The following is a 12,329-nucleotide window of genomic DNA, read 5'->3' as shown; positions in this document are numbered from 1 at the left end:
TTAAATGAGAATGCTTGACCCATTTTTTACAGGGGATTCAGAAGTTTGTTGAGGTTATTTCAAACCCAATAAACGCGCTTATGAAACACATTACACACAAACTTAAAACAATAACTGGATTTATTGTTTTGCTGACTTTTTTGGGCATAACGGAATTAAGTGCCCAAGAGATAAAACTCTCTGGTTCCATTAAGGACCAGTCAACAGGTGAGCCTTTGATCGGGGCTGCTGTGATGATAAAAGGTGAGAATGCTGGAACCATCACAAACTTGGATGGTCAATATGAGCTGATGATAAAATCTGATAAGGGAATACTGGTGGTTTCTTATATCGGTTATATCAAGAAAGAAGTGTCTATTAATGGCAGAAGTGTCATTGATCTGGCTCTAGAACCTGATATGCAACAGCTGGATGAGATCATTGTAGTTGGATATGGTACAACCAAAAAGGAAGACCTGACTACATCTGTATCCTCTGTAAAAACGGATGATATTCCGGCAGCTGCCAATGCCTCAGCATCCTCTTTACTGATGGGGCGTGCAGCAGGTTTGCAGACAACTTTGGCAAGCTCAGAGCCAGGTGGACAAATTAACTTATCGATTCGTGGTGGTGGTGCTCCGCTAATTGTAGTGGATGGCGTTATCATGCCTTTAGATGGATTGGAGCCAGCCAATGGTAATTATGGATTCAATGGTGTAAACCGTGGAGGTCTTGGAGGTATCAACCCGAATGATATTGAGTCAATTGAGGTGTTGAAAGATGCCAGTGCTTCAATTTACGGTGTCAATGCAGCAAATGGTGTGATCCTGATTACAACCAAAAGTGGTAAGGCTGGGAAGTTGAAGGTGAGTTACAGTGGTAGCCGTTCGGTTGTGGAAAATGCCAATTACCTGAACCCACTTTCGGCAAAGGAATACAAGCAGTATTACAACCAGCTTTCTTATGACCAATACCTAATTCAGAATGGTATGGGGCCGTTTGGTGCTGGAACCGCAGGAAACTTTGAGATGCCTTATTCAGAAAGCGATATTGCAGCGACAGGAGCAGGAACAGACTGGTTGGGAGAAGTACTTCAGACAGGGCATATTGATAACCACTCCTTGAATGTGAATGGTGGTTCAGAGAATGCTGTTTACTATTTCTCAGGAAATTACTTCAATCAGGAGGGAACGGTGAAAAACTCAGGTATGACCCGTTATAATGGCAAGATGAACATGCTTTTTAACTTGACGGAACGCTTGAGGTTGAATACAAGTCTGAATGCCAGCCGAAACCTTTATAGCAACTCGATGACAGGGGTACAACAAAGTGGAGCCGGTTCTCAGGATTATGGTGCAGTGCAGGCAGCACTTGCTTATCCGGCAACGGTTTCAGTAAGGGATGAGGCTGGAAACTATTCCAAGTTTGGAGTGATTGGTAACCCAGTAAGTTTGCTGGATATCACTGATGAGACGAAGGCTACTTCATTATTAAGCAATATTTCATTGGAGTATGATATCATTAAGGATAAACTGACAGGTAAGGTCTTGTACGGTAACAACTATGAGATCTCAGAGCGTGAGTTTTTTATTCCTTCAACAACATTCTATGCTCAGCTGAATACTGCAAGAGGTGCACTCTCTCAGCAGAAAAGAGAAAACCATACGATAGAAGGTATTCTGACTTATGATGATCAGTTAACGGAAGACATTAGCCTGAATGTAGTGGCAGGAGCAGGTCAGTATTTTACATATTCTAGCGGATTTGGACTGCAGTACGCTGATACGCATGATGCAATCGGCAATTCAAATGCTGGTGCTGCATCAGGACAGAAGCTGATTTCTTCAAATAAGTGGGAAGAGCAAAGAAGATCATTCTTTGTGAGAAGTAACCTGAGCTTCTACGACAGGTATCTGGTCTCTCTTTCTTACCGATATGATGGGGTAGACAAGTTCTTCCCGGACAAGAAATATGCTGGTTTCCCTTCAGCATCATTGGCTTGGAAGGTTTCCAATGAGTCATTCCTGAGAGATGTGGAGTTTATCAACCTTCTGAAAGTTCGTGCCAGTTATGGTGTATTGGGTAATAAGGATGCTCTTGGAACTGCAGCTTACGGTGCTTATGCACCTGATGTGTCTTCTGTAGCATTCAATGGGACCAACACGGTATTCCCTTACGTATTGGAAGGCATCAACTGGCCTAACCTGACTTGGGAAAAGACAAAGGTAAAGAACTTCGGTATTGACTTCGAGTTGGCAAAAGGAAAGGTGAGCGGTTCTGTGGATATTTACCAAAAGGATATCACAGACCTGTTGAGAACAATTCCAGCACCACCACTTTCTTTTATGTCTGAGGTTCCTGTGAATGGTGGACATCAGGTAAACAGGGGGTTTGAGGTTATGCTCAATACAGTCAATGTCAGGAATGAGAATTTTGAATGGAATACACAAGTAAACCTCTCAAGCTATAACATTAAATGGAAGTCATTTGCAGAGGGAGAAGTATTGGCTTCATATGTACAGGAAAATGACTATGTGAATGCAATCTATTACTACGAGACAGATGGTCTGATTCAGGTGGGGGACGATGTGCCGGCACACCAGCCTGAGAGAGCGAGCCAGCCGGGATCACCATTGTTTGTAGACCAGAATGGAGATGGAGTGATAGATGTCAATGATGTTCAGGTCGTTTCTCCATATCCTGATATGTATATCGGTTTGGGCAACACTTTCAGATACAAAAGCTTTGACCTATCTGTATTTGCCTATGGTAAAGCAGGTAATATGCGCCGAAACTATAGTTATTCATGGATCAATCCGATTTCATTCTTGGGTAATGTTCAGAACAGCACTGATCTGATGGGTGAAGTTTGGACGACATCCAATCAGGGAGGAACACTGCCAGGTGTCGCCTATGACGAAGCAAGTATGGGATTGCCTGTAGAAACGGATGTCAACTTGGTGGATGCATCATTCATTAGAGTTAGAAACATCACGTTGGGTTACAACTTTAAGCCAGATGCCATTAAGGGAGTTAACTCACTGAGAGTATATGCAGATGTGCAAAACCCTTTCCTATTCAGCAGTTACAGGGGTATTGACCCTGAAACCAATGATGGTGGAGCAGGCATTAAAGGTAGCCCAGGTAGCTATCCAATGGTAAGAACCTATTCAATCGGACTGAACGCTAACTTCTAGACAACCATGAAAAAGATTATCATATTATTTCTATCGATACAGTTGCTATTGGCAGGCTGTACCAATGATTTTGACCCTGTACTGCATGGCAACCTGAATCCGGAGAACTTCCCAAGTACCGAAGAGGATTTTACACTATATACACTTGAAGTTTACAAGCCATTTGGCTCTAAGTGGGGATACAGTGTGCCGGGTGGATGGCAAGGAAATTTCCACTCTTATGAATACGGACACATCTTTATGTTTGACGGTCCGTCGGACTTGATATCGGTTTATGAAAACGGATGGGGAGCGTTCTTTGAAGCAGTAACAAGAGGTGATTTCGAATACTTCTTGTCACAAGGAAAAGATACGAGTCATTTACCCAAGATGCGTTTCGTAACACGGATCACGATGATTATTGACAGCTTGGAAAAAGCAGATATTGATGAGGCAACAAAGTTACAACTTCTGGCAGAAGCCAAATTGGCAAGAGCTTGGGTAATGTATTATTTGTTGCACCTCTATGGTCCGGTACCAGTTATATTGGATGCGTCACTTGTGGGAACTGAAGCAGAATGGGATGTTACACGACCAAGTAGAGAGACATTCGTAGCCGCTATTGAGTCTGATTTACAGTTTGCTTCGGATGCAGCTAATGGTTTGCCAGATACAGCTTGGACAGGAGATAATTATGGCAGGTTTACGAGAGGTTTTGCCATGACCCTGCTGATGAGGCTTTATATGAACGAAAGAGATTTTGTGAAGGCAGAGCAAGTAGGCAGTGCTATCACGTCTTTGGGATATGGCTTGGTTACTGAAGGAGAGAATCCATATAAAAGCTTGTTTGAACTTAAAACACAGCGTAATTCCGAGCTGATCTTCTCCATTACAGTTGATGCTGAGTCTACAGGAGATGAAGCTACTGGCAATATCAACGCATGGACTTATTACTGCTATCCGGGTGACTTCCCTGGAGAGTATCAAGGAGGAGGCTGGAGTAGTCCTCATGGTGTGTTTATGGCTGACTGGGACTTCTATGACTCATTTGATTCGGCAGATAAAAGAAAGGAAATGCTGGTAGGTAGTTATGATGGTACTTGGGGAGAAACTAGAGACAGAACCAATATGAATGGGGCTGTAATTGTAAAATACCCAGAGGATGTAAATAACCCAGGAGGATTTCAGGGCAATGACATTGTGATCGCACGATATTCAGATGTACTCCTGATGTTGGCAGAAGCAATCAACGAAAACAGTGGACCTACAGCTGAAGCAATTGCTTTGGTAAATCAGGTAAGAAACAGGGCAGGGCTTGAAGACCTTACAGCAGCGGAAACGACTGACAAGGCAACATTCAATGATGCCATTTTGAGAGAAAGAAGCTGGGAACTGTTTTTTGAGGGTGTTAGAAAAATGGACCTGATCCGACATGGCAAGTGGGAATCTTCCCTTCAGGCAAATGGCAAACAGAATGCACATCAGTTACTGCCAATTCCATTATTCGGATTGGATATGGGCATTCAGCAGAATGATGGTTACTAGTATAAAATAGCCATAAGGATATCCAGCATCATGTACAAAGCGCTCTTTGACACAGGTGTTGGATTTTCCATTTAGATACGAAATGAAAAATTGATTGTATATCAAAAAGAAAATAGGAATGAGATTATCAAAAGGGTTTAGCCAGTTACCTGCGCTTATACTGCTTATGGGATGGGGTATTTTTTCCTCCTGCGAAAAGCCTCAGGAGCTACAGCCATCTGTAACTTCTAGCTTTAATGAGGGCTGGGAGTTTGTGAAGGATGGCGCAAAGGACTGGGTAAAAGTGACAGTTCCCCATACACCTAAGGTCGAGCCGTTGGTGGTAAATGACCAATGGCAGGGTGCGTGTACTTACAGGAAAGTCTTCACGCTTAAAAAAGCTGAAAATGAAAAGGTGTGGATTGAGTTTGAGGGGGTGATGAGTAATGCGACCGTTTTTTTGAATGGACAGAAACTGACAAACCATAAAGGAGGTTACCTTCCCTTTGTTGTTGATATTTCAGATCAACTGACAGATGGGGAGAATGAATTGAAGGTCAATGTACTCAATGTAGACGATCCGACCATTCCTCCAGGAAAAGCCTTGGACGTATTGGATTTCAATACCTTTGGCGGCATTTATCGAGATGTAAACCTAATCAGAAAACAGAAACTCTATATTACGCACCCTGTAGCTGCGGATAAACCGGCAGGTGGGGGATTGCTGGTACATTTTGATAAAGTCAGCAAGACAGTAGCAGAAGGAATATTAAAGGTCCATGTGAAAAATGAGTTTGATGAGGAGCAAACTGTTCAAGCCATTGCCAGACTGACAGATAAGGAAGGAAAGGAGACTATATTCCAAACGGAAGAAAAGGCTATGGCAGCAGGAAGTGATCAGGAGTTTTTGCTTCAATTGGAGGTTCAGAACCCGAAGTTGTGGAACCTGCAAGACCCTCAACTGTATGAGTTGCAAGTGGAATTGGTAAGCAATGGTCAGCAAGTGGATATTGAAAAAGAGCGAATTGGTATCCGAAAAATCAGGTTGACAAGTGAAGGGCTTTTCCTGAATGATGAAAGAATCTTTGTAACGGGAACAAATCGTCATCAGGAGTATCCTTATGTTGGTTATGCGATATCTGAAAACTCGAATTGGCGTGATGCTGTCAAAATCAAAAATGCAGGTTTTGACTTTGTGCGCTTATCCCATTATCCGCAGGATGAGTCTTTTATGGAAGCTTGTGATGAGTTGGGCCTAATCCTGATGGATGCTATACCGGGTTGGCAGTTTTTTGCAGAAGGGCAGTTTTCTGAAAATGCTATTCGAGATATACGTGATATGGTACGCAGGGATCGCAACCATCCTTCTGTATTTTTTTGGGAAGTATCACTAAACGAATCTCCGATGACGCCAGAGTTTATGGAAAAAGCTAACAACGTACTGAAGGAAGAATTGCCTTTTGAGGATACCTACAGTGCTGGTTGGATGGATCACCCTTCATATGACCTGTTTATTCCGGCGAGACAACACAGCAAACCACCTCACTATTGGAATAACTATAAGGATGGGCAACGAAATGTGTTTATTTCCGAATATGGAGATTGGGAGTATTATGCACAAAATGCAGGTTTTAACCAAACTGCCTTTGAAGGGTTGAAAGAAGAGGAAAGAACGAGCCGACAGTTGCGAGGAGCAGGAGAAAAAAGGCTTTTGCAACAGGCGCTGAACTATCAGGAAGCTTCAAACTCTAACTTGAGGGGGAAGGTATTGGGTACCATTGGCATGTCTAACTGGCTGATGTTTGATTACAACCGTGGCTATGCCAATGACATTGAGTCATCAGGGATAAGTGATATTTTCCGTATTCCGAAGTTTGCCCACGATTTTTATAAGAGCCAACGACCTGCTGACCAGAAAGTGCATCACGGAATGGTGGAGCAAGGCCCAATGGTCAGCATTGCAAGCCATTGGAATCAGGAAAGTGAAACAACCGTAAGGGTATTTAGCAATTGTGAGGAAGTGGCACTGTACCTGAATGGAGCACTAGTTGAAAAGAAAAAACCTACTGTAAATGCGATGAGCGACCAACTGCAGGCGCCACCTTTCGAATTTGACCTACAGGAATTCAAAGCTGGAGAATTGGAGGCAAAAGGATATATCAATGGGGAGGTTGTAGCAACAGATGTGGTGACGACAGCAGGTGAGGTAGCAAACCTAGCAGTAAGTATAGACTATTCCGGAATTCCACTGTCAAATGAAAAACAGGACCTTGTCTTTGTTTATGCCAAAGCTGTTGACAGCAATGGGAATTACAATGCCGAATTTGAGGGAGAAGTCAAGTTTGAGTTGGAAGGAAAAGGAATGTTGATTGGTCAAAATCCCGTCAAAGCTGAAGCAGGAATTGCGAGTATTCTTTATCGTTCTGTACCAAATGATACAACATTCCAAATCAAGGCAACCAGCTATGAATTGGAGGCTACTTCAAAATAAGAAAGTGTACTGATCACTTCAATTGTTTATCTACTACAAAACCTTATCTGTACCTGTAATGGTACGGATAGGGTTTTATTTTTTGTACAAAATGGAGAATGGGTTAGATTGAAGAAAAATTTTTTTAGCATATGAACGAGAGAATAATACCTATCAAAGGTAAACAGGAGTGGCTATGAGCTAAATTGATTTTGGAAATGCATAAAATCCCATTTCAGGTCAAAAAGAATAAGTTTTCAGATTTGCATTATGGGGATGATTTTTCAATTGATTTACTTCTTTCAGAACAGCATAGTGAGGTGTTTTTGGAGTTAATGGAAGAAGCTGCGGTATATTCTAGTTTTGAACGACCTCCACAAAAAGAAAAAAAGTCATCACAAATGCGGTTTGTAATGTTAAGCGTTTATGCTGTGGTGATGACATTCCTTTTTATCAAGTACTACAGTATCCACATTAAAACCTCAGAGTCAAAGCACCTTAATTATATATGGAGTTATGATAACACTGCTTTGATTATTGAGCATAATAAAACGCATGAGACAGTCAATGTTTTTACAGATAAGAACTATGATGATAACTATGAAAAAGTAGTTGGGTATGTAAAAGGGAAAAAAGCTATTGTTTCCTTTGATAGGGATGAGGATGGGTACTACGAGGAAGAGTACTACTATAGCCTTGATGGACGTAAAATTGGCAAAAGCATAGATATTGATAAAGATGGTGCCTTTGACGAGAGTATTATGGTGTTAGAAAGCAATGATACTTTGAAGTTTGTTGACCAGAACAAGAATGGGATCTATGAACTGCAACCTTGATCTGTTAGTAAAGGAAATGGCAGACAAGTATTGGTATAGGGAGTTTCAAATACTGTTTTTATTAAGCAGGTATGTAACTCCTTCTTAGTACAAGTGTTTTAGTTTAAAAAGAGAAGAAGCAAAAACAGGGGACCTAAGCTTAATTTTTTAGGTGAAGTGTTTAACATCATCAGTAGTATTGATATTAACTGTTTGATATCAGGTCTGCCTATCTTTAAAATTACAATCTTGTTAAAGTATTGATTATTAGTTGTTTGGTTCTGAAATGGTTTGTATGAAGGGTTAAATTGTAATTTTGATTTTAACAAAATTTGATATTTCAGGTATTTCATATTTACTTTACGTTTAACTTTTTGATTTGATCATTTTTAATAATGTCAAAACTATTTTTTACTAATGTGAAGTGACTTTTTGGATGGTGAAAATGACAACAACAGCAGTCAAATTTTTTTGAATGGACTGTATACAACTATCAATCAATTACCTATTCTCACTTTTCCAATCTTGATCATACTACGGTATATAATGGTAGTTCACATTAATGATCATTGGGATACTTTTGTCTAAAAAATGTGATGTAACTGCCTCTTTTAGAGGGTTTAAATAATATAAGCGGATGAGAGAATTTCTCATTCTGTATAATGCTAAACTCTGTATTACACTTTTTGTACTATATGAATAACCTCATGAGATTTTTTTTACTGCTGGCTTTTCTCGGAATATTTTCCAGTAATGTTATAGCACAGGATTGTACAACAAGATATGAACCACCGTTTTGTGGCAGTGTTACTTTTGAAGCCCCTGCTTTTCTCAAGTCTACCTTTTTAGGGGCTAATACTTATACATGGACGCTAGAACAGCGTGATTTAGCAGATACAGTAAGTACAACCTTTTCAAATGTAAGCCATAGTCTTGGTAATGAAAGTGCAGTAACTATAAATGGAGAAGATTATGCTGGAAAACAGTTAAGAATAAAAGTTTCAAGAGGTGGTTTTGAGAGCCAGTGGTATCAGAATTTTTATATTTTTCCTAAGCTAGTATCATATTGTGATAATACAATATCATCTTCAGTTGGATTGGGCTTTGCCTCAGGTACTGATGCTTGTAGAGGAAATTATATTAGTATTACTGCTGCATCAAGTAATGGTTTAGATATAGGTAAAAAATATAATATAATCGGTTACGGTAGAAAAAATGAAAATTGGTATGAAGCAACTGTTGATGCAGGAACTGGTGTAGTAACAAATGAAATGGTATTTAGTGTTTATAATGCAGTAGTGCAATATAATTCTGATGGTTTTTCTTTAATATCAGAAGATACTATTTCGAATGAAAGAGTAGGTAACCTTCAAATTGACAGTTCAAATAAAAATAGGATATTCATTTATGAAAAAAGTATAAATGGACAGGAGATATATGCAGGATATGATTCAGGGCAATTGTATATCCAGATTTTTCCTTTTTCTGAAACAGGGGAAAGTTATAAAGAGGTATTTCAGAACTCTGCAATGCTAGAGGCTGCAGTAAAAAATAACCGCTGTTCAGACCCTGTACCTCTGACTTTTCCAGCTCTTTCAAAAGATCCTTTAAGTTATAATGCTGATGTAACTACGCTAACAGCCAATACTTATGGAGGTCAGGTAAGTTTTTCAATTACTCCAGAAGGTGGGTATTTTGCAAACCCTAGTTATGATTTAACTACAACTGCAGATAGTGTTGATATAATAGAAGAAGAAGGTAGTTTTACTGTCTCATTTAATGCTCCTAATCCTGAATCAACAGGTAATTGTGCTACAAGTATTTCAAAAACAGTAACTTTACATGGATGTGAAGGCGACAGTATTAATATAACGCTAACTGCTCAAAACCCGACCTGTATTGTACCTGAAACATTAGAAAATATTGTTTTGAGTAGTACAGATGCTACAGGTACAGCTTCTATTGGTATCACTATCCCTGATAGTATGAGTACTGATACTTATAGCTATGAGATGAGTTTGACAAGGGTTGGTGAAACTTCCGGTTGTACAGTTCCATCGAATTCATTGACTAGCTCACCACCATTCTTATTTGAAGACTTAGTTCCTGGTACTTATAATATTTCCTTAACTGTAAATTATGGGGCCGATTCAAGTTATACCAACATATTTGATGATGCTTTTACAGTGGTAGCACCTACTTCAAATATCACCATAGGTTCAGCTGATATTGTCAGTCAGAATGAAGTATACTATGGATCTAAAGGAGGGTTTACCTTTAATAATTTGCTTGAAAATGTAAGGTATGAATTTGTAGCAGATGGAGGAATTGCTATAGATTTTACTGGGAAATCGATAAGTAACCTTGAACCACAGACTTATACAAGTGTAATAATTAAGGAATATGCAGGATACTGTAACAGTATTGTAACAAGAACTTTTTCAGCAAATGATATTACTATAAATAGTGTTTCTGAAATATCTTTTTCCGCATTTAATGCTCCTGAGTTGACTCTTCATAGTCCTGAAGATATCCATCCTCTTGGTTCAGTAGAATTAAGTGTAGAAGGTGGAAGTGATTCATTATTATATCTTGTTTGCTTAAGTAAATCTGCTGATGGATCATGGAATAAACTACCTGTAAATAATCATTACAGTTTAGTAAATGCATCAGAGAATTTAAAGGAAATTTCCTTTACAGGTTTTCCAACAGGGCAAGATATTTATGTATCTGCATTTGATATAGGTGGTCTTAATTTGTGGGGACAAAAAGAAGCTGATGGCACCTACAATATAAATTTGTCCGATGGACAATTGGATAGTTTGGTAGACGGTTCTTTAGCAGTTGGATACGCCAAAGCCTATTCTTCATCATTTAAATTTACGAACCCTCCAGCTATTTCATCAGATTCAGGGGATGGAGAAAGTTTTGATAATGGCAGTGGAGTTGCTGGAACTAATCAGGCACTTCCAATTATCTGTAATGGAGGATCCGTTTCTGTATCTTCAATGCTTTCCATACCTGATGGGAGAATACTATCTAGTAGTGTGGTATCAAATTTCAGGTGGTGTCTCCTATCGAGTGGAACGGCACTTTCTGAAGCGGCATATACTGGGAATGTTACCCTCAATACTGATAACACAAAACTAATCTTAGAGCCTATTTCAGGCATTACAGCAGAAACCTACTCTTTATATCTAACAGAGGATATAACAAAGTATGATGATGGATATACCGGCTATGTGATAAAGGAAGTGGAAGTTAAAGAGCCTAGCAAAATAACTGTAACAAATGAAATAGTATCTAGCTATGGTACCTCATTCAATGTTTCAAGACACAACGGTCAAGATGGTCGCATCAAGGTAACGGTGACTGGAGGATTGCCGGATTATAAAATTACACTCAGTAACACAGATACAACTACTTTTTCAACCGACCATATCTTTGGGGAGCTAAATGCAAATACTTACCAAGTCAGTGCCTTAACTGATAATCTTGGTTGTACGACAATCTATGGAAACGCTTCGGTTAGCCTTAATGCCCCAAGTCCACTAGCTGTTACGGCAACTCCATTTGATTATGGTCTAGGGTATGAAATTTCAACCAATGGAGGCAATAATGGAAGTATTACAATAGAAATAACTGGTGGTATCCCTGATTATAAAGCAGCTCTTTACAAATTGGAAGATACAGGTTATAGTCTGCATAGAGATTTTACAGATGTAACAGGTACATCACATTCACTTCTTAATCTTAATGCTGGTACTTATAGAGTAGTCGTAAAAGATAAGTATTATGAAAGTCCTATAGAAGATGATTTGACTAGTATTTCAGATGGTGCATCTACAACTGGAGATATTGTTATTTCTGATATTATTGTTTTGGAAGAACCAGCCCCACTTGTTCTTAAAATTGATTCTTTAAAGAACTGGGCACGTATACCAGGCGATACATTACATGTACAGTCTGCAATTGGTACTAAGGCTGAAACTGGTAGAGCTTACTATACAATATCTGGAGGTATTCCAGCACAGATTGGTGGTAATTATAAATATACACTAAAGTATCAGCCAGGGGAAGTACTACTTGGAATACGATTACTGTTCCATTTGCCACAGGTGCTCCATATACTGTTTCGAGATACCTTGACTTACTTCCTGCAGGCGCTTTAAATATTGCAGTTTTTGATTCACTTGCTTACAGTAGCGATTCGGCAAGCACAACATTATTTGCTCCAGATTCTTTAGCGATAACATTCCTCGCACCTGAAAAACCAAATTGTATAGATGGTGCAGATGGTCAGGTCAAGCTTAATATTGAGGGCGGTATTCCTTTATATGATACAGTTAAAGGTTCAGCTTACTA

The 12,329-nt window shown here is 39.5% G+C and carries 5 protein-coding genes; all 5 read left to right on the top strand.

The annotated features are described in order from the left end of the window. Window positions 1-80: 80 nt before the first annotated feature. The 5 genes from V6R21_RS04450 to V6R21_RS04430 all read left to right on the top strand — a co-directional run bounded on the left by V6R21_RS04450 (window position 81) and on the right by V6R21_RS04430 (window position 12,136). Window positions 81-3,176, top strand: a complete 3,096-nt coding sequence (locus V6R21_RS04450) for a SusC/RagA family TonB-linked outer membrane protein (protein WP_334241271.1) — start codon at window positions 81-83, stop codon at window positions 3,174-3,176. A 6-nt stretch (window positions 3,177-3,182) separates the two neighbouring features. After that, window positions 3,183-4,700: a RagB/SusD family nutrient uptake outer membrane protein gene (locus tag V6R21_RS04445; protein WP_334241270.1), complete on the top strand. Its 1,518-nt coding sequence runs from the start codon at window positions 3,183-3,185 to the stop codon at window positions 4,698-4,700. Between the two features lie 118 nt (window positions 4,701-4,818). Next, window positions 4,819-7,170: a glycoside hydrolase family 2 TIM barrel-domain containing protein gene (locus V6R21_RS04440; protein WP_334241268.1), complete on the top strand. Its 2,352-nt coding sequence runs from the start codon at window positions 4,819-4,821 to the stop codon at window positions 7,168-7,170. Between the two features lie 197 nt (window positions 7,171-7,367). Beyond that, window positions 7,368-7,985: a hypothetical protein gene (locus tag V6R21_RS04435; RefSeq protein WP_334241266.1), complete on the top strand. Its 618-nt coding sequence runs from the start codon at window positions 7,368-7,370 to the stop codon at window positions 7,983-7,985. Between the two features lie 686 nt (window positions 7,986-8,671). Next, window positions 8,672-12,136 (top strand): hypothetical protein, encoded by a 3,465-nt coding sequence (locus tag V6R21_RS04430; RefSeq protein ID WP_334241264.1) that lies wholly within the window; start codon window positions 8,672-8,674, stop codon window positions 12,134-12,136. Window positions 12,137-12,329: the final 193 nt, after the last annotated feature.

The sequence above is a fragment of the Limibacter armeniacum genome (genome assembly GCF_036880985.1).
Taxonomy (GTDB): domain Bacteria; phylum Bacteroidota; class Bacteroidia; order Cytophagales; family Flammeovirgaceae; genus Limibacter; species Limibacter armeniacum.
Note: the sequence above shows the minus strand (reverse complement) of the source record. Positions and strands in the feature narration are given on the sequence as shown.